Source organism: Acetomicrobium sp. S15 = DSM 107314, assembly GCF_016125955.1.
Taxonomy (GTDB): domain Bacteria; phylum Synergistota; class Synergistia; order Synergistales; family Thermosynergistaceae; genus Thermosynergistes; species Thermosynergistes pyruvativorans.
The window spans coordinates 81,932-101,487 of record NZ_JADEVE010000388.1; the positions used below are offsets into that span (position 1 = coordinate 81,932).

General features: G+C 52.4%; 17 protein-coding genes. 12 read left to right on the forward strand and 5 right to left on the reverse strand.

Annotated features, from left to right (window positions below; translation table 11 throughout):
* Positions 1-13: 13 nt before the first annotated feature.
* From EZM41_RS11615 to glgP, 5 genes are all read right to left on the reverse strand, one after another.
* Positions 14-3,148 (reverse strand): FAD-dependent oxidoreductase, encoded by a 3,135-nt coding sequence (locus EZM41_RS11615; RefSeq protein ID WP_198471224.1) that lies wholly within the window; start codon positions 3,146-3,148, stop codon positions 14-16.
* A 306-nt stretch (positions 3,149-3,454) separates the two neighbouring features.
* Entirely contained in the window at positions 3,455-3,937 is a 483-nt protein-coding gene (nuoE, locus tag EZM41_RS11620) for an NADH-quinone oxidoreductase subunit NuoE (RefSeq protein ID WP_198471225.1), read from the reverse strand.
* 161 nt (positions 3,938-4,098) lie between these two features.
* Positions 4,099-5,382, reverse strand: a complete 1,284-nt coding sequence (glgC, locus tag EZM41_RS11625; protein ID WP_198471226.1) for a glucose-1-phosphate adenylyltransferase — start codon at positions 5,380-5,382, stop codon at positions 4,099-4,101.
* Between the two features lie 70 nt (positions 5,383-5,452).
* Positions 5,453-6,940: a glycogen synthase GlgA gene (glgA, locus tag EZM41_RS11630; protein ID WP_342449316.1), complete on the reverse strand. Its 1,488-nt coding sequence runs from the start codon at positions 6,938-6,940 to the stop codon at positions 5,453-5,455.
* On the reverse strand, positions 6,915-8,642 hold the full coding sequence (glgP, locus tag EZM41_RS11635) for an alpha-glucan family phosphorylase (protein WP_232619352.1): 1,728 nt from the start codon (positions 8,640-8,642) through the stop codon (positions 6,915-6,917). Before glgP ends, glgA begins: the two co-directional genes overlap by 26 nt.
* 272 nt (positions 8,643-8,914) lie before the next feature.
* On the opposite strand from glgP, the gene EZM41_RS11640 reads away from it, so the two are divergent.
* The 12 genes from EZM41_RS11640 (at position 8,915) to EZM41_RS11695 (ending at position 19,552) form a co-directional block, all read left to right on the forward strand.
* A complete protein-coding gene (locus tag EZM41_RS11640) occupies positions 8,915-9,280 on the forward strand; it encodes a transcriptional regulator (protein WP_198471229.1) in 366 nt (121 codons plus the stop codon).
* Between the two features lie 4 nt (positions 9,281-9,284).
* Entirely contained in the window at positions 9,285-9,710 is a 426-nt protein-coding gene (locus tag EZM41_RS11645; RefSeq protein WP_198471230.1) for an ATP-binding protein, read from the forward strand.
* 17 nt (positions 9,711-9,727) lie between these two features.
* On the forward strand, positions 9,728-11,038 hold the full coding sequence (locus EZM41_RS11650) for a [Fe-Fe] hydrogenase large subunit C-terminal domain-containing protein (RefSeq protein ID WP_198471231.1): 1,311 nt from the start codon (positions 9,728-9,730) through the stop codon (positions 11,036-11,038).
* On the forward strand, positions 11,035-11,370 hold the full coding sequence (locus EZM41_RS11655) for a serine kinase (protein ID WP_198471232.1): 336 nt from the start codon (positions 11,035-11,037) through the stop codon (positions 11,368-11,370). Before EZM41_RS11650 ends, EZM41_RS11655 begins: the two co-directional genes overlap by 4 nt.
* Positions 11,371-11,374: 4 nt before the next feature.
* Positions 11,375-12,145 carry a PHP domain-containing protein gene (locus tag EZM41_RS11660; RefSeq protein ID WP_198471233.1) on the forward strand — a complete coding sequence of 257 codons (771 nt, stop codon included), beginning with the start codon at positions 11,375-11,377 and terminating at the stop codon, positions 12,143-12,145.
* A 94-nt stretch (positions 12,146-12,239) separates the two neighbouring features.
* Positions 12,240-12,707 (forward strand): NADH-quinone oxidoreductase subunit NuoE, encoded by a 468-nt coding sequence (gene nuoE, locus EZM41_RS11665; RefSeq protein WP_198471280.1) that lies wholly within the window; start codon positions 12,240-12,242, stop codon positions 12,705-12,707.
* A 19-nt stretch (positions 12,708-12,726) separates the two neighbouring features.
* Positions 12,727-13,311, forward strand: coding sequence for an ATP-binding protein (locus EZM41_RS11670; protein WP_198471234.1), 585 nt, complete (start codon positions 12,727-12,729; stop codon positions 13,309-13,311).
* On the forward strand, positions 13,289-13,660 hold the full coding sequence (locus EZM41_RS11675; protein ID WP_198471235.1) for a (2Fe-2S) ferredoxin domain-containing protein: 372 nt from the start codon (positions 13,289-13,291) through the stop codon (positions 13,658-13,660). The genes EZM41_RS11670 and EZM41_RS11675 overlap by 23 nt, the downstream gene beginning before the upstream one ends.
* A 15-nt stretch (positions 13,661-13,675) precedes the next feature.
* The gene (gene nuoF, locus EZM41_RS11680) at positions 13,676-15,469 is read left to right on the forward strand and encodes an NADH-quinone oxidoreductase subunit NuoF (protein ID WP_198471236.1); all 1,794 of its coding nucleotides are present in this window, start codon (positions 13,676-13,678) and stop codon (positions 15,467-15,469) included.
* Positions 15,470-15,490: 21 nt separating this feature from the next.
* Positions 15,491-17,575 (forward strand): molybdopterin-dependent oxidoreductase, encoded by a 2,085-nt coding sequence (locus EZM41_RS11685; protein ID WP_198471237.1) that lies wholly within the window; start codon positions 15,491-15,493, stop codon positions 17,573-17,575.
* A gap of 3 nt (positions 17,576-17,578) precedes the next feature.
* Positions 17,579-18,118, forward strand: coding sequence for an NADH-quinone oxidoreductase subunit B family protein (locus tag EZM41_RS11690; RefSeq protein ID WP_198471238.1), 540 nt, complete (start codon positions 17,579-17,581; stop codon positions 18,116-18,118).
* Between the two features lie 12 nt (positions 18,119-18,130).
* On the forward strand, positions 18,131-19,552 hold the full coding sequence (locus EZM41_RS11695; RefSeq protein ID WP_198471239.1) for a Ni/Fe hydrogenase subunit alpha: 1,422 nt from the start codon (positions 18,131-18,133) through the stop codon (positions 19,550-19,552).
* The last annotated feature ends 4 nt before the right edge of the window (positions 19,553-19,556 follow it).

Below are 19,556 nucleotides of genomic sequence, written 5' to 3' on the forward strand. Positions count from 1 at the left end.
TTCAAGCACTCCTTTACTCTCTTGTCTCTAAATCGCAGCGCAAACACCTACGCGCCTCCCTGTGAGCCACTTCGGGGGTGGGGTAGCCCAAATCTACCTCCCTGAAGTCACAGACCCTGACCTCTGGAGCCAATATGTTGGTCTTGCCCCTCGGTCTTTCGGCGTCCTCCTCGCTCAGTTCGTAACGCTCTGGTTCAGGCCGATCCAAGAACTGCGCCGGCTCTAAGAGGTCCATGCCTCTCAAATATCTGTGGATGGCCTTGGAGACCTTGTTGCCTTGGGATACGGCCTCCACCACGCTGGCAGGGCCTATCACCGCGTCTCCTATGGCAAACACTCCTTCTCGGGAGGTGAGGAAAGTCCGCCTTTGGACGGATATTGTGCCGTCTCTATTCTGGTTTATCCCCTCCTCGCGAAGGAGTGGCATGTTGATGGTTTGTCCCACCGCTGGAACTATTATGTCTACATGCAAAGTGAAGTAGCTTCCCTCCACCGGGACCGGGCGTTTGCGGGCGGACGAATCGAACTCGGCTTTACCGTGGGCATCGGTGAGGCTCAAGCGCTGGCACTTGAGCCCTGTGACCTTTCCCTCTGCTCCCATGATCTCTGTGGGAGCGGCCAAGAAATGAAACTTGGCCCTCTCTTCCTCCGCGCTGATCATTCGCCTCCTCCATCGCCTGGTGGCGAGATGGAAATGGATTCCCTCTTCCTCTGCTGCCTCTATTTCCTCCGTCAGAGCTGGCATATCCCTGCGTTCGCGCCTGTAGACCACGTGAACTTCTGCTGCGCCTAGCCTGAGGAGCGAGCGGGCTGCGTCCATTGCCACGTTTCCTCCGCCTACGACTGCCACCCGTTTGCCTTTGACGAAGCTCATGTCTTCGCCGGAGTTCAAGCGCCGCAGGAGTTCAACCCCGTGCATGACGCCCTCGAGCTCCTCGCCTGGGATGTCGAGCCTGTGGCTTCCTTGAGCGCCTATGGCCAAGAGCACAGCGGCGTGTTCTTTCAGCAAGCCGCTCAGCGTCACATCTCTTCCGAGTGCGGTATTCGTTTTTACCTCTACCTTGCCTACGCGCAGGATGGAGCCTATTTCATTGTCCAGGACAGATTTGGGCAGGCGATAGTCCGGTATGCCATACCTCATCATACCTCCCAACCTTGGAAGCGCCTCGTATATAGTGCATCTGTAACCGAGTTGGGCGAGCCTTAAAGCGGCAGTTAGCCCTCCTGGCCCTCCTCCGATTATCGCTACGCTTTCGCTTTTGTCAGACTCGAGCTGCTCGGGCGTCCAGGGAGCGCTTTCGTGGTCTGCCATGAAGCGTTTGAGGTCCCTTACGGCTACGGGATCATCTACCTCGCCCCTCCTGCATTTGTCCTCGCAGAAAGCAGGGCAGACCCTGCCGCATACCGACGGGAACGGGTTAGACTGCCGGTGAACTGCTAAGGCCTCGTCATACTTCCCATCAGCTATGAGAGAAAGATACTCTGGGATATTTACCTCGGCTGGACAACCGCTGCGGCACGGCGATGGGGCAAGAGCTGTACAGGCACCAGCCGGACAACGCTTGTCTGTTATGTGCGCCTCGAACTCATCCCTGAAGTATCTGAGAGCGGTGAGCACTGGATTTGGCGTGCCTTGCCCGAGGGCGCAGAGAGATCCTTCTTTCATCACGCCCGCTATATCCTCGATCACCGCGAGGTCCTCGGCTTTTCCAGCACCTTGGGTGAGGCGGGTGAGGATCTCGAGGAGCTTTTGTCCCCCGACTCTACACGGAGGGCACTGGCCGCATGATTCTGCTACGGCGAACTGCAGAAAGAATCTGGCCAGTTCCACCATGCACGTATTTTCATCCACAACTATCATGCCGCCTGAGCCCATGAGTGCCCCGGCTGCCGTGAGGGAATCGAAGTCAACAGGTAGATTGAGCATCTGAACGGGAATGCAGCCGCCCAAGGGGCCACCGGTCTGAACAGCCTTGAACTTGCGGTCTTTGGCTATTCCGCCGCCTATGTCAAAGATTATGTTTCCCAGAGGTGTGCCCATGGGGATCTCCACGAGGCCGGTGTTTTTCACCTTGCCAGTTAATGCAAATACCGCTGTGCCTGGGCTCCTGGTGGCTCCTATGCTGGAAAACCAATCCGCCCCGTTTAGGACGATCTGAGGCACAGATGCGTAGCTCTTTACGTTGTTTATATTTGTCGGTTTTCCCCAGAGGCCGCTGTTTGCCGGGAAAGGTGGCCTAGGCCTGGGCTCGCCTCGCCTACCCTCGATTGAGGCTATAAGGGCCGTCTCCTCTCCGCAGACGAAGGCCCCCGCCCCCTCTTTCAGCTTTATCCTAAAGCTATAATTTGTCCCTAAGATGTCATCGCCGAGGAGGCCGTATTCTTCAGCCTGGGCTATGGCTATCTTGAGCCGTCTTATGGCGAGCGGATACTCAGCGCGACAGTAGACATATCCCTCGTTGGCTCCTATAGCATAGCCGGCGATGAGCATCCCTTCGATAAGAGAGTGGGGGTCACCCTCTAAGAGACTTCTGTCCATAAATGCCCCTGGGTCGCCCTCATCGGCGTTGCAGATAATATATTTAGGCCCACCGTGAGCTTTTCGGGTTAAACTCCACTTCAATCCCGTCGGGAATCCTGCTCCTCCTCGACCCCGTAGGCCCGACCTTTTGACCTCTTCTATGACTCCGTCCGGCGTCATGGAAAGGAGCGCTTTGGCTAGCGCCTGATAGCCGTCGCAAGCTATATATTCCTCTATGTTTTCGGGGTCTATGAAGCCGCAATTCCTCAGTATTATGCGGTGCTGTCGATTGTAAAACGGAAGGTCCTTGTAATAGACAATTTTTTGCATCAGCTCTGGGCTCGTATAGAGCAGTCTTTCTACCAGGCACCCCTTATAGAGGTGTTCTTCGACAATCTCGTGCACGTCCAGGGGTGACACGTTGCAATAATAAACGCCTTCGGGATAGATCACGACGTTGGGTCCTCTCTCGCACATGCCATGGCAGCCAGTTTCCACCAGCATCACTTCGTCCTCTAAACGCTTATCAGCGAGTTCCTTGCGGAAAGCTTCGAGGATCTCGACTGAGCCGCCTGCGGTACATCCTGTACCGCGACATACCAATACATGGGCACGATATAATGGCATCGTCACTTACCCTCCCTCGGTCTATTCTACTTAGCAATTTACTGCAATACAGTTATGGCCCAATCTTTTGACTCTAACGTGCAATGTGTTCAAGGGAAGATTATGGATGTTTTTAGCTAAGTGAGGTTAAAAATGACTAAATTGTGCGTATCGCGTACGCTACATATTGCATATGATTATGATATGGGTTAAAAGTTCGGGTGGTAACTATGTGATCGCGAAATTTAGGTATGCTATTAAGCCGATGGTGAATCTTTGGGCCGCTCTCGTCTCCGTTGTTTTTAAACCCGTCGGACCCAGGGTGCTTCATTCGAGCATATCGATCATCCTGATCATCTTCTCAGGAGTCAACCTGCCCACCACTTTACCATCTATCATGGCTACGGGGGATAGGCCGCACGATCCCAGACAGTAGACTATTTCGTAGGTCACTTTCAAATCTTCTGTGGTCTCTCCAGGTTTTATGCCGAGTTTTTCCTGGGTAGAGCGCTTTATCCTCGCGGCTCCCCTCACATGACAGGCGGTTCCGTCGCATTGCTGGATGAGGTGTCTTCCTCTCGGCGTCAGGTGAAACTGCGCATAAAAGGTGGCGACGCCGAAGACATGACTATAGGAGAGGGAAAGCTTATCTGCTATTGCCTCGAGCAGCGGTTTGGGCAGGTAACCGTAGTGCTCTTGAGCTCTTTGCAAGATCGGTATTAACCCTAAACCCTCGGCCTTGACACTCTCGATGATCTCGTCAAGCGGTTTAAAATCCAACTCTTCATCTCTCTGAATTATCTTCGGCATATCTCCTCCTCCAGTTATATGAGATTTATATCACATTCACTAATACTCTTAGGATGGAGACAAGTCAAGACCTTACGCTATTGTATACATCAATAGTCTCTGTGGATCTCGTAGTGTTGATAGCCGAAGTGGTGTGTTGCAGGTGAGAGGTTTATATGGGTTCAAGGAATCTCGATGCTTATCGACTTGGGGAGTTTTAAGTCCTTTCTCAGCTTCAACGGCGGCATCGGTATTACCACTATGCCAGAATCTTCGTCGAAGTAATATCGTTCTCTGTCCGCTTTTGGATCGTAGCCTATCACGGTGTTCGGAGGGATTACATTGTTTGAGTCCACGATCACGCGCCTAAGTTTACATCCTTCGCCTATCATGACGTTAGAGCCTATAATGCAATCCTCCAGGACAGCGCCCGGGTTTATCACGCAATTCCTCGACAGCACGGAACGATGAACGGTGGCCCCTAAGACGCGGCTTCCCTCGGCGCGCAGAGCCCCTATTACCGAACAGTTCTGTCCAAGCACCGGATAGGTAAAACCTGGTGGGTCGCTGTAGGAGACCGTCCTGACGGGCCAGTGCTGATTAAATAGGTTCAGTGGGGCATCGGCCTGCAGCAGGTCCATGTGGGCTTCCCAATAGGCTTTTATGGTTCCCACATCGCGCCAATAAGGGCGATCGGCGCCCGGTATTTTGTTGGTCGAGAAGTCATACGCCATGACGCGGCAATGTTTATAGAGGTCAGGCAAGATGTTCCTGCCGAAATCGTGAGAACTGTTGCTGTTTGAGGCATCAGCGATGAGGGCCTCCTCTAACACTTCTCGCTCGAAGATATAATTGCCCATTGATGCGTATACATATCCCGGCCTGTCGGGGATCTCCGGCGGGTCTGACGGCTTTTCCACGAAGCCGATGACCCGTCCATCTTCATCTGCGTCTATGCAGCCGAATTGATGGGCTTCGGAAGATGGCACAACGTTGGCAGCCACGGTCATATCGGCCCCGCTTTCGATATGGAAGTTCAACATTTGCTCTACGTCCATCTTGTATACGTGGTCTGCGGCAAAGATGCATATCCTATCGGCGTCGTAGAGAGTGACCAAATGTAGATTTTGAAAGACTGCATCGGCCGTTCCCTTGTACCAGTGTTCCCCTGTCCACATTTGAGCCGGCACGACCGTCACGAAGAAGTCACGTCCCCTCAAAGCCGCGCCGAACTGCCAGCCTCGTTCTACGTGTTCGTTCAACGATTGGCTCTTAAATTGGACCAGTATATAGATGGAGTACAGGCCACTGTTGACCAGATTTGAGAGGGCGAAGTCTATGATGCGGTATTTAGCGGCGAACGGCACTGCCGGCTTGGCCCGATATAGGGTGAGGGGGTAGAGGCGTTCTCCTTTACCGCCGGCCAGGACAATCCCCAGGACGCGCCCATATTTGTCGTATATCATGAAAATCCCCCCTCGTGAGGCTTTATTTGCAAGTATTAGTATAGTTGAGTAAAGTTACACTGTCAACGGCCTACTGGCTGCCGAGAAGCTGATGATAAAGCTCGGCATAAGCCTTTGCAGAGCGATCCCATGAAAAATCCGCCGACATGCCCCTTAAAATGATTTTGCGCCATCGCTCCTCTTCGCTCCATGCTGCTATGGCTCGTTCAGCGCATTTCAACAACTCATCGGGACTGGGGTTGCTGAATAAAAAGCCGTATCCCTCCGGGTTTCCGTCGGCGTCTATTATGGTGTCCGCCAATCCTCCCACTGCCCTGGCCACCGGCACGGTGCCGTAACGCATAGCTATGAGCTGAGATAACCCGCACGGCTCAAATAACGATGGCATCAACAACATATCGCTTCCGGCATATATCAGGTGGGCCAACTCCTCAAAGTAGCCTATGTGCACGCTCAATCCCTTTTTAAGCTTCGCAGCCGCTTCTTCAAGCGCCATCTCGAAATTTTCGTGGCCGCTCCCTAAAACAACCAGCGAAAAGCCCATTTTCACCAGTTCATTTAGCGCGGCCAACAGGATATCGATCCCCTTTTGCTCTACCAGCCTGCCTACGAAAGCCGCGATGGGCCTCCCGTCATCGAAGCCGCATCGCTCCGATAGCGCCCTACTGCATTTCTCCTTGCCAGAAAGGTCATCCTTGCTGTAGATGGCGGGCAGAAATTGGTCGGTAGCCGGGTTCCAGTATTCGTAGTCTAGGCCGTTCAATATGCCGTGGAGTTTGTGTTTTTGACTTTCAATAACGCCATCTAAGCCCATTCCGAACGAGGGCGTTTGAATCTCCCACGAGTATCGAGGGCTCACGGTCGTCACCGCGTCGGCGGCGATTATGCCTCCTTTAAGCAGATTGACGGAGCCATAGAATTCCACTCCATCGATGGAGAACGCCTCGTCTGCCAAACCGATCGAAGGGAGAATCTCCTTCGGCAGGATGCCTTGATGGGCCAGGTTGTGGATCGTTAAAATCGCCTTATGACTGTGGGAAAGCTTGCTGTAGTGGCGATGCCAACGCAGGAGTATAGGGATAAGCGCAGTCGGCCAGTCATGGGCGTGGATGAGTTGTGGCGTCCAATCTATGAGGTTAGGTAACTCTAAGGAGGCCATGCTCAGCAAAGCAAAGGGGAGAACAGAGGCGCAGTCTAACCTTTGCGGATAAACGCTGTCTGAGTAAAGCTCCGGTTGGTCGAGCAGATATACAGGAATACCGTTAAAATCGAATTCATAAACTGACGCTTCATAGACGCGCCAGTTAAGTGCTATGTAGAGCTTGCCTATAGGCTTGGCAGACTGGCGACTTTGAAGCTCCTCAAGGAGATTGGGATAAGCGGGGAGCAATAGGCGGACATCTGCCCCTAATTTTTTTAAGGCTTTGGGCAAGGAGCCTACAACATCTCCCAAGCCGCCCACCTTGACCAACGGGGCCATTTCTGTGGCCACATGCAGAACCTTTAGGGAAATATCCTCAGAGGCCATTTCTCTATAACCCACGAAAGGCGATGCCATAGGCCATTTCGCAATATTCCTTGAGCGTGCGATGAGAGTTGAAATAGCTTGCGTTTAGCGCAATGGCTTGCTTCATCATGGAAACCCACCTCTCTCTTCGCCTGTAATAAGTGGGCATCACTTTGTCTTCTAACTTCATGTAGAACGCCATGGCGTCTTGAGATTCGTCATAATCTATGAGTTGTACCTCATTTGGTTCTGGCCCTATGGCCCAGCCAGTTGCGTCTTCGATCCATCCCTCTATCCACCAGCCATCTAAAGTCGAAAGATTTAATACGCCGTTGTGAGCTGCTTTCATGCCGCTTGTGCCTGAAGCCTCCCTCGGCCGTAATGGGGTATTGAGCCACAGATCGCACCCAGACGTCATGAGGTGGGCCAATTCCATGTCATAATTTTCCAGAAAGACGATCGGCACGACGGAATTTATCTCCTTTGCGATTTGATAAATCCGTTGCAGCATTGCCTTGCCTTCTTCGTCATTGGGATGCGCTTTGCCAGAAAAGACAAATTGTACTTGACCAGAACAAATATCGACCAACCTCTTGACGTCTTTAAACATCAAATCGGCCCTCTTATAGGTGGCGAATCGCCTTGCAAACCCTATTGTGAGTTTTTCGGGGTCCAATTCCTCTCCTTTGTCTTCCAAAATGCGCGCTAAGAGTCGCATCTTAGCCGCCTGATGAGCCCTCCACACATCCTCATCAGACAGTTTTAGAGCCAAGATAAGTCGGCCGGGATCGTTTGCCCAGCCCGGTATGTGCTCATCAAAGAGTTTCTTCAACCCAGAGCATGTCCACATAGACGAATGGACGCCGTTGCTTATGGGGATTATGCTGTCATCGTTGAACAGATTTCGGCTCACCTCGGCATGTTTTTTTGAGACGGCATTTTTGAGGTGACTGTAGCGCAGCCCTATATCTACCATCGACACGCCGTCAGGCCCCACCATGTGCCTCAGATATTGCGCGAAGGTGTGGCTCATCACCCTTTCGATCAGCTCGTAGGGAAAGCGGTCTATGCCGGCTGGGACGGGAGTGTGGGTGGTAAAGACCAGCTGTTCGCGGATCCTGTCGTAGTCTTCAAAGCCAAGCTCTCTGATCAGCTCTAAAGTCAAAAACCCTGCATGGCCTTCGTTGAGATGAAAGGTTCGTATATTACTGTAGCCCAGCTCTCTGAGCATCCTCAAGCCGCCTATGCCGAGGATCATCTCCTGGCAGAGGCGATATTTGAGATCGCCGCCGTACAATACTCCGGTGAGCTTTCGGTCTTCTTGAGCGTTGCCGTCGAAGTCGGTATCCAATAGATACACGGGGACATGGTAGCCTGAACTACCCATAACCTCGTAGCACCAAGTGCGCACGCGCACGGGCCGCCCTTCTATATTCACCACCACTTCGTTCGGCAGAAGTTCCAGCTTATCCTCGGGGTTCCACTCTTGCGGTTTGCTCAACTGCCAACCATTTTCATCGATGATTTGATGAAAGTAGCCTTGTCTGTAAAGCAGGGTGACTCCCACCATAGGCAGACCTAAATCCGCTGCGCTTCTCAGGATATCGCCGGCTAAAATGCCTAATCCTCCTGCATAAGTAGGGATGTCACTTTCCAAACCTATTTCCATAGAGAAATAGGCAATAGAGCGAAAGGCCGGATTGTGCTCCATCATATCCCTCAGCGATTCGCCTATATCTTCATGATAACGCATTAAAGCCAAAAGCACCACCTCCCATTCTAAAACACAAAACATTATAAGCGCTATAAAGCAAGAGAGCTACACTTAAACCTACCTCCAGGGTCTTGTCCGAGTTCCGAGGAAAAACCTGCGGATTTGGCGAACCCGCCGACTATTGACAGGTTCGTCCAAGTTCGTTACTGTAGTTACAAAGTTTGCAAATTGGGCATCAGCAGGTAATTATGCATTGTGATGTAGTGTTACATAAGTTGGTATTAACTTGCTGCGCCTGAGGAGGTTTTTGGGTGAACCTAAGAAATGTGAGGAACATCTTAGATGCGGAGATTTTATGGGGCGAAGAGCTTTTAGATGAAGTGGAGGTGGAATATGCATTTGCCTCCGACTTAATGAGTGACGTGCTGGCCTTTGCCACTCCTGGGTCGTTATTGCTCACCGGGCTTACCAATGTCCAGATCGTCAGAACGGCCAGCATGATGGATATGCCGGGGGTGGTCTTCGTCAGAGGAAAATGTCCGGGCACCGAAGCCCTCTCTCTCGCAAAAAATATGAAGATTCCCTTGCTGCTTTCATGCAAGAGCATGTTCGAATCCTGTGGCCTGCTTTATGTAGCCGGCGTTCTTCCTTGCAAAATTCTCCAAAGGCGGTCTTAATATTTTGGGTGAGCCCATTATGTTGGAGTTCGAGGTTAAACCGCTGGATTTCTTGGCTGCGGGTGAGGCTGCTGAGCGCGTAAAAGAGACGCTCAAAACCTTAGGATTGCCTTCCAGCATTTGCAGGAGGGCTGCTGTGGTAGCGTACGAAGTGGAGATGAACCTGGTGATACACGGAGGCGGTGGGCACATGGTTCTCAAGGTCGAGGAAGGCCAAATAACCATAATTGCCGTCGATAAAGGGCCCGGAATACCAGATCTATCGCTCGCGATGCAAGAAGGGTATTCTACAGCTCCAGATTACATCAGAGAGATGGGTTTTGGAGCTGGGATGGGCTTGTCAAACATCAAGCGCAACTCCGACGAGCTTGAAATAGAGACGGAGGTAGGCAAGGGGACTAAATTAGTATCTATTATCTACATAAAGTAATAGAGAGGTGATAGTTTTTGGCCCATGGAATAAGGGTTTTGGAAGATTCATGCCGCGGTTGCGTAAACTGCATAAAATCGTGCCCTACCGAAGCGATGAGGGTGATACACGGAAGAGCTCATATCATCGAGGAGTTGTGCATAGCTTGCGGAGAATGCCTGCGCAACTGTCGTCATCGTGCGCTGCAATTAGCTGAGGATCCATGGGAGGGCATATTTAATAATAAAGACACGGTCGCGTTGATGGTCGATCCGAGTTTATGTACTCAGTTTTTGTGGCCCCCCAACACAGATTTTCTCATAGGTCCTTTGAGAGACATAGGGTTAGAACCTATCTCTGGAGTAAACTCCGAAGCTTTCGATTTGGCGGCGCTTGCGGTATCTCGCGCTATCGAATCTGCAGATTCAAAGGACATGCCCTTGATATCCACATATTGCCCGGCAGTTGTTCGTCTTGTTCAGATTCGTTTTCCCGAACTATTGAAACATCTCGTCCCAGTTGAGTCGCCGCTGGAGTTTGGAATAGATTTGTGGCGAATTCGAACCCAGCAAAAGGAATCGGTAGTCTTGGCCGCTTCATGCCCTGCCAGGATAGCCATGGTGCACGATCCGGTCGGCCGCGAAGTCAGTTCGGCGGAGTGGGCCGTTTCTGTAGCTCGGTTGGCCAAGGAGATAAGAAGCCGTGGTTATGCCAAAGCCGAAATCAAGGCTCCGGCAGAGGGGGAGCGCTGGGTCCAGTGGGGTATGCTCGGCGGGGAGACGCTTCACGTAGCATCTTTTATGAATCGTGACTTGAATGCCATTGCCGTATCTGGGATAAGAAACGTCTTCGATCTTCTTCAGGAGGTCGAATTGGGATTGCATGCGGAGGTCGAGTTTGTAGAGGCGCGGATCTGCGACACCGGTTGCATAGGTGGAATAGGCAACGCCGAATCGCGTTTCCTGAGCCAGCGCAAAATTAGGTCACAGAAAGTCCGATGGGACAAGACTGCCAGTGAAATTGAGGTGCTGGAGAAGTTGTATCGGGCGCGGATCTGGGAGCTGCAGAGGACAATAGAGCCGATCAACCGCTTGCCCTTGGGTGAAGAAATTTCTCAAGCCATGGAAAAGTTGAAGGAGATGAACGCCGTTTATGCGGAGTTGCCGCACATCGACTGTGGCGCTTGCGGGCGTCCTTCCTGTAGAGCCATGGCCGAGGATATCATTCGCGGTCGAGGCGAAGTGGAAGATTGTATATTTAAGCTCAGGAAGCGAATCTCTGGATTGGCGGAGGAGCTGCTTCTCTTGTCACGCAGGCTCGTGCACACCGTGGTGGAGGATAAACATTGAAAATATCGGAAGTCTTTCGTAGCCTTGACCTCGAAATTCACGTCGAAGGGGATTTGGGAAGAGCGTTATCCGGGGGGGTAGTGGGAGACCTTCTGAGTTTTGTGATGAAGGTCGCCGGAGAGGGGAACATATGGATCACAGTACAAAACCACGTTAACGTAGCCGCCGTGGCCGTCTTGAAAGAGATCCCCTTTATCCTGTTAGCTTCTGGTCGCGTGCCTTCGCCTGAGCTGGTGGATAGGTGTCGCCAAGAGGGGATAACGTTGGCCGCGTCAGCCCTGGATGCCTACCCTTTGTGCGGAAAACTCTACGAGCTCGGGCTTAAAGATTGACCAGATGCATCCCTTATGGGCAGATCTTCATATTCATACTGTACTTTCGCCCTGTGCTGAGCTTGAAATGGGTGCGCCCGATATAATTGAGCGTTGTCGGCAGGAAGAAATAGATCTTATAGCCATAACCGATCACAATTCGGCGAGGAATGCTAAGGCCCTCATTGAGGCTGGAAAGTTGGCAGGCATAACAGTGCTTCCGGGTGTGGAGGTGCAGTCGAGGGAAGACATCCACGTGGTCTGCATTTTTCCTGAAATCGAAAAGGCTCTCTCTTTTGGGGAATGGGCGTGGGGTTTACTCCCCAGAATTCCGAACAGGCCTGATATCTTTGGGATGCAGTTAGTTATAGACGCGCAAAACAACATTATAGATGAAGTAGAAATTCTGCTGGTTCAAGGTATAGAAGCTGCAGTCGATGAGATCATCCGCAAAGGACATTCGATGGGAGGGTTGGTGATTTTACCTCATCTCGATCGCCCTTCTTTTTCTTATACTGCGGTGTTGGGCATCCTACCCGAGGATATAGAGGCGGACGCTCTGGAGCTGTCGTGCCGTTTGAGCGAAGGGGAGGCGGAGGCTTGGAAGAAAAAACTTCCGAATCTTCCCATAATTAGGTCTTCTGACGCACATCGCCTCTGCGACATAAAAAGGAAGTGCGCAACGCCGATATTGGCGGATGCGCCGACGTTCGACGAGTTGTGTTTGGCTCTAAACGGAGAGAGGGGGCGTGCTGTGTTATGGCCTTGGGTCCTTGACATTGATTTGAGAATATGATATCAATCACAATTCGGAGGCATTTGTTAGCAATAGACGCAAATTTTCCATCTTCATGAGCTAATTTTTAAGGACGGTGAAAATCGTGGCCCCGATAGTAAAGGAAGCGGATGTGGCGGAGCGGACCAGGAAGATTATAGCCCCCTGGAAGGGGAGCAAAGGGGGAATAATCCCAATCCTCCAGGAGCTACAGAAGGAGTTCGGCTATCTGCCGAAAGAGGCGCTGGACGTTATGTCGCGAGAGCTCAAAGTTCCGAAGGCTGAACTTTATGGCATAGCGACATTTTACGCACAGTTTCATTTAACGCCGAGAGGGCGCCATGTCGTGAGGGTGTGCAGAGGCACCGCTTGTCATGTGCGTGGCAGTCTTAAAATTTTAGAGCGGGTTAAGGAAATATTGGGCGTCGATGAAAATGAGACTACTAAAGACCTGCGCTTCACATTAGAACCTGTAGCCTGTTTGGGAGCGTGTGGACTGGCCCCAGTTATGATGGTCGACGATGAGACCCATGGACGCATGACCCCGGACAAAGTGAGTGCCGTGCTCGACAGATATCAGTAGGAACAGAAAGCTGCCTTTGATGTTGGAGGATCTTTCGCACAGCATCCTGGATATCGCCGAAAACGCCGTAAATGCTGAAGCTACGAAGATCGTCATTGAAATTGCGGAGAAGCTCGATGAAAACAAAATCACGTTGACAGTTTCGGATAACGGGAAGGGAATGGACGAAGATCTGCTGAGCAGGGTCTCTGACCCCTTCGTCACGAGCCGAAAGACGAGACGCGTAGGTTTGGGCATTCCCTTTTTAAGGCAGGCAGCCGAAGGATGTGGCGGCTTCTTTGAGATTCGTTCATCGCCTGGCAAGGGCACATCTGTGATGGCCTCTTTCTGCACGGACCACATAGATTGTCCACCTATGGGTGATTTGGCAGCTACGCTGATAACGCTGTTGTTGGGCTGGCCAGACAAGCGATGGATCTTTCGTTACAAGATAAATGGTAGGCAATTTGAGTTAGATTCCGATGAGATTGTGAAGGTGCTCGGGGATAGAGAAAGCCTTCATTCGTGCGAAGTGGCTGCGTGGCTCAAGGGTTGGATTGATGAAAATTTATCAATACTTCGTTTAGGAGGAAGTGATCAGTATGCCCAAGATAAGAAATCTTGAAGATCTGCGCAAGGTAAAAGAGAGCGCAAAAGATCTGACGGCAGCGCGATCCGGCGGCAGAACTCACATCATCGTAGGTATGGGCACTTGCGGCATCGCTGCCGGGGCCCGCGAGGTTATGACCGCTATATTGGCTGAGCTAGAGAAGAGAGGAATAAAAGATGTGGCGGTGGAGACCACTGGCTGTATAGGCATGTGCCAGTTTGAGCCGTTGGTAGATGTAATCCGACCTGGAGAGCCGCGCATCACTTATGGCAACGTATCGCCTGAAGATGTGCCGCGTATCGTAGCGGAGCATCTCATAAACGGCAATGTGGTTGCTGATAAGGTTATAGGGAGAACTGACTGAGGGGGAAGTGAAGCGATGCCTATATATCGAGCTCATGTATTAGTCTGCGGCGGAACTGGCTGCACTGCGAGCGGTTCGGGCGAGGTCTTCAAAGCCTTTCGCGAGGAACTCGCAAAAAAAGGTCTCGACAAAGAGATCATGTTGGTGGAGACCGGTTGCCATGGCATGTGCGAGATGGGGCCGATCGTCGTAGTTTATCCTGAAGGGGCGTTTTACTGCGGCGTGACTCCCAAGGATGTGCCTGAGATAGTGGAAGAGCATCTCTATAAAGGGCGTCTGGTCAAAAGGCTCCTCTATACCATGCCGGAGGAGATGCTCAAGGTTCCGCACTATAAAGACATCCCGTTTTACAAGAAGCAGCATCGTATAGTGTTGCGCAACTGCGGTTTCATAGACCCCGATCGCATAGAAGAATATATTTCTCGCGATGGGTATCAAGCGCTCGCTAAAGTCCTTACCTCCATGAAGCCAGAAGAGGTTATAGAAGAGGTAAAAAAATCGGGCCTTCGTGGCCGTGGCGGTGCTGGATTCCCAACGGGTCTAAAGTGGGAGTTCGCCCACAAGGCGAGAGGGGATAAGAAATATATCATCTGCAACGCCGACGAGGGTGACCCTGGGGCGTTTATGGACAGATCAATCTTAGAGGGTGACCCACACTCCGTCATAGAGGGGATGCTGATAGGCGCATACGCCATCGGTTCTGACGAGGGTTACATCTATTGCCGGGCTGAATATCCCTTAGCGATAAAGCGCCTAAAGACAGCTATAGCCCAAGCAGAGGAATACGGCCTGCTCGGCGATGACATAATGGGCTCCGGTTTTTCGTTTCACCTTCACATAAAAGAGGGCGCAGGGGCTTTCGTATGCGGAGAAGAGACAGCCCTTATGGCATCGATCGAAGGAAGGCGAGGCATGCCGAGACCCAGGCCGCCGTTTCCGGCCAACAGCGGTCTGTGGGGCAAACCTACGAACATAAACAACGTGGAGACCTGGGCCAATGTGCCGCCCATTATATTAAATGGCAGCGATTGGTATGCAGCGTTGGGCACGGCGAAGTCTAAGGGCACGAAGGTGTTTGCTCTCACGGGCAAGGTGAAACACACCGGGCTCATCGAAGTGCCTATGGGGATCACCATGAGGGAGATCATCTTCGAACTCGGCGGCGGCATTCTCGGAGACAGGGGCTTCAAGGCTGTGCAGATAGGCGGTCCATCGGGCGGATGTCTGAGCGAGCAGCACTTAGACTTATCGGTAGATTATGAATCGCTCACCGGAGCCGGGGCTATCATGGGTTCGGGCGGACTGGTGGTCATGGACGAAGACACGTGCATGGTGGACGTCGCCAAATTCTTCCTCGAATTCACTCAGCGCGAGTCATGTGGCAAGTGCGGCCCGTGTCGCGAAGGTACAAAGCAGATGCTGCTCATGCTCAATGCGATAACTAAGGGCGAGGGCACCTTGGAGGATCTGGACAAACTCGAAAAGCTCGCCCAGATGGTCAAAGAGATGTCTCTCTGCGGTCTTGGTCAGACGGCTCCAAACCCCGTTTTGACCACACTTCGCTATTTCAGACACGAATATGAGGCGCACATCCTCGAGAAGCGTTGCCCGGCCAAAGCCTGCGTCGCGCTCATCCGCTACACGATAAACCCGGAGCGTTGTCGGAAGTGCGGAATATGCGCCCGCAATTGCCCGGTCGGGTGTATAAGCGGTGACCGCAACACTCCTTACGTTATAGATCAAGATCGCTGCATCAAGTGTGGCACGTGCATCGAAGTGTGCCCGTTCCACGCTGTTGAGAAGATTTAGCCGCTTAGGAGGTAGGCGAAGATGAAAGAGATTACCCTTACCATAGATGGAAAGACGTGCAAGGGGGAGCTCGGAGACACCGTGCTTCAGGTCGCCCGCAAAAACGATGTCTACATTCCGACGCTTTGCTTTCTCGAAGGTCTCTCTCCGATAGGCTCTTGTCGTATGTGCGTCGTAGAGACAGAAGGGAGCAACAAGCTCCTCACCTCATGTACCACTCCTGCGCAGGATGGCATGGCCATAATCACAAAGAGTCCGAAGTTGCATGACTACAGGCGTCAGATCCTGGAGCTTCTCTTTGCCGATAGAAACCATTTCTGCATGTATTGTTCACAGAGCGGCGACTGCGAACTCCAAAAGCTGGCGATAGAGCACGGTATGGATTCGGTCCGTTTCCCTTATCTGTACTCCAAGTTCGACGTCGATACGACGAATGAAGACATAATGATGGACCACAACCGCTGCATACTCTGCCTTCGTTGTATAAGGGTCTGCTCTGAAAAGGTCGGTGCCCACGCTCTGGACCTTGAGAAGCGCGGATGGCAGGCGAAAGTCGTTTCCGACCTAGGCCAAAAGTTGGGTGAAAGCGAGAGCTGCGTAGAGTGCGGCGCCTGCGCTCAAGTCTGCCCTACGGGCACTATAACGATAAGAGACTTCGTCTATAGAGGGCGAAGGAATGAATGCGATGCGGTTGTGGAAAGCATTTGCCCCTTGTGCTCAGTCGGATGCCAAATTAAGGCTTACGTCCGCACCGGAAGCGTAGTGCGGGTAGAAGGATCAAATCTCGAGGGACCCGATGGCGGCCAGCTTTGCTATCAGGGCCGTTGGTGGCTCCCGGAAGCCACTGAGAGAGAGCGAATATTGACCCCCCTTGTACGCCGTGGAGCTGAATATGTCGAAGCCAGTTGGGAAGAGGCCCTCAATCTGATCTCTGCAAAACTTGGAGAAGCCCAGAAAAGCGGCAGGGCAGGAGCGCTTCTTTCGAGCCTCTGCACAGACGAAGAACTCACGCTGTTTTCTGCCTTTTTCAGAAACGCGCTCGGCATAGATAATGTGGACGCCTTTGATGGCGACGTCATGAGGGGTTTCATCAAAGGTTTTGCTCCTTTCCGCGAGCAGGGCATCTGTCCATTCACCGCAGCCAAGAATATCCTGAACAGCGATTTAATAATGATGCTCTCCGCTGACCCGCAGAGAGAGGCGCCGGTTGTTGCGAGCTACATCCGCGTGGCGACCCTACATAATGGTGCTTATCTGGTGAACGCATCCTCATACCTCGATCCCTTCCCAGGCATTACGGATCTGAGCGTCCGTCTGCCGGAAAACGATGAAGGCCTACGCGCTATCGAGCTTTTGGCTCAAGCTGTGGCGGCGCTGGCGCAGTCAACCGCGCGTGGGGAGGAGAAGGAATACGAAGCGAGTGAAGACCTGCTGTCTTCGTACAGGGAAGCGCTGGACAGTGCCGCTTCTGCCTTCGATGTGGACAAAAAAAGCTTGGAAGAGCTCATCATGAAGCTCTCTCAGGCCAAACGTCCAGTTTTCGTCCTTGGCAAAAATTTGACCAAAAACCACAGGATGGTCACGGCGGCTGCCAACTTGGCCATAGCGTCTCAGGCGTTCTTCGATGACGGGTTGGGCGTTGTGCCCCTCTTGTTCGGCGGCAATGCACTTGGAGCGATAAACACAATCGTGAGCGAAGAGGCATGGCTTGGCAAGAAAGATCTGGATTTTCTGTATGTGTTCTCTACAGGTATGATACCGGAGGACGCCGCATCACTGGCCGCCATATCGAGCACAAAGTTTGTGGCTGTTCAAGTTCCGTATATGGTGCGCCCTCTGGTCAACTTGGCCGACGTCATACTGCCGGCGCCGGCGTGGTACGAGCGCAGTGGGCACTTCTGCACTATAGAGGGAGAGACGCGCAGGCTCAATGTCATAGTTCCGCCGCCTGCCGAAATGCGCCCGTTGTCTTACGTGCTCGATGGGATGGCGAAAAATCTCGGCGTGACGATAGGCAAGGCACAAGTGCCTCCTTGCGAGGCAATCTTCGCTCAAAAGGTGCCATCGGCGAAGGCGCGGATGGTTCTGCTTCAGGAGGTGTATTAGGCGATGGGGAAGGCAAAGATAGCAAGTGTATGGCTTGAGGCGTGTGCGGGTTGTCATATGTCGTTCCTCGACATAGATGAGCGAATTATAGGGCTCCTGGAGCGTGCCGAGCTCACCGCCACCCCTATAACAGATATAAAAGAGATCCCTCAGGTGGATGTCGGCGTCATCGAGGGTGCGCTGGGCAATGAAGAGGAGTTACATTTGGCCAAAGTAATGAGAGAGCGGTGCAAGATATTGGTTGCCTGGGGCGATTGTGCTGTCTTCGGTGGCATAAACTGCATGCGCAACTTTACCACCCCTGAGTTGACGCTGAAGGAGGGCTATGTCAACACGGCCAGCACCGTCAATCCCGAAGGGGTGATTCCTCACGAGGATGTGCCCAAGTTGCTTCCTCAGGCGCTTCCCGTGGACAGAGCCGTAAAGGTTGACGTATATGTGCCCGGTTGTCCGCCTGATGCCGACACGATATATTACGTCTTCGCTGAATTGCTTGAAGGGCGCGTACCGAAAGTGCCCGTCGAAATGATGCGATATGATTAGGAGGAATGTCCCATGAGCCGCAAGATAGAGATTAATCCTGTGACGCGCATCGAGGGGCACGGCAAGATAACGGTGCAGCTTGATGACAAAGGCCAGGTCAAAAATGCTCGCTTCCATGTCACGCAGTTCAGGGGGTTCGAGCTGTTCAGCCGTGAGCGGGATTTTCGTGAGATGCCTGTCATCACTCCCAGGATTTGTGGCATATGCCCAGTGAGCCATCACCTCGCCTCCGCTAAGGCCTGTGACGACATATTGGGCGTGGAAATCCCCAAAACGGCTAAAAATTTGAGAGAGCTCATGCATATGGGGCAGGTGGTTCAATCACACGCCTTGAGTTTCTTCCATCTGTCGAGCCCTGACCTACTCTTCGGCTTCGATGCCGATCCCGCGGTGAGAAATGTGGCGGGGTTAGTTGAGTCTTATCCTGAGCTGGCGAAAAAAGGCGTAGTCCTGCGCAAGTTCGGCCAAGAGATCATAAAGACGTTGGGGGGCAAAAAGATCCATCCCTGGCATAGCATACCGGGCGGCGTGAATCGCGGTTTAAAGCGGGATGAGCGCGATGAGATCTTGGGGCAAATCCCACAGATGAAGGCTATTGCCAAAGAGGCCATCGCTTTGATCAAGGGCTACCTAAAAGAACACGCCGCTGAGGCCAAGAGCTTTGCTACCGTCAGCACTGCTTATATGGGGCTCGTGCGCGACGGCATGCTTGAGCTTTACGACGGAAACATCCGCATCCGCGGTCCTCGGGGAAGGGTTATAGACGAGTTTGCGTGCTCTGATTATCTGAGCTACATAGGCGAGCACGTGGAGCCGTGGAGTTACCTTAAGTTCCCCTATTACAAGCCCTTAGGTTTTCCACACGGTAGCTACCGTGTGGGGCCCCTTGGCAGGGTCAATGCGTGCGACGATATCTCCACGCCGGAAGCGTCCGCTGAGCTTTCGGTGTTCAGACAGGCTTCTGAAGACGGCATCGTGCCCCACACCCTCTATTACCATTACGCGCGCCTAATAGAGGCGCTTTACGGCCTTGAAAGGATAGAAGAGCTCTTGAATGATCCCGACACGCTCGGAAACGAGCTCAGGGTCAGCTCGAACGAAATCAGGCCCGAAGGGATAGGTGTAATAGAAGCCCCTCGAGGCACGCTCATCCATCACTATTGGGTGGACGAGAAAGGTGCCATAACCAAGGTAAACTTGATAGTAGCGACCGGACACAACAATTACGCCATGAATAAGGGCGTGGAGCAGGTGGCTAAAGAACATATCAAAGGCGAAGACGTGGACGAAGGCGTATTGAATCGAATGGAACACGTCATACGATGCTACGATCCGTGTCTTTCCTGTTCCACCCATGCCGTGGGTAAGATGCCCCTGCTCCTCGAGGTGCTATCCCACGACGGAGAGTGCTTGAGGAGGATCAGTAAAGAGTAGTCGA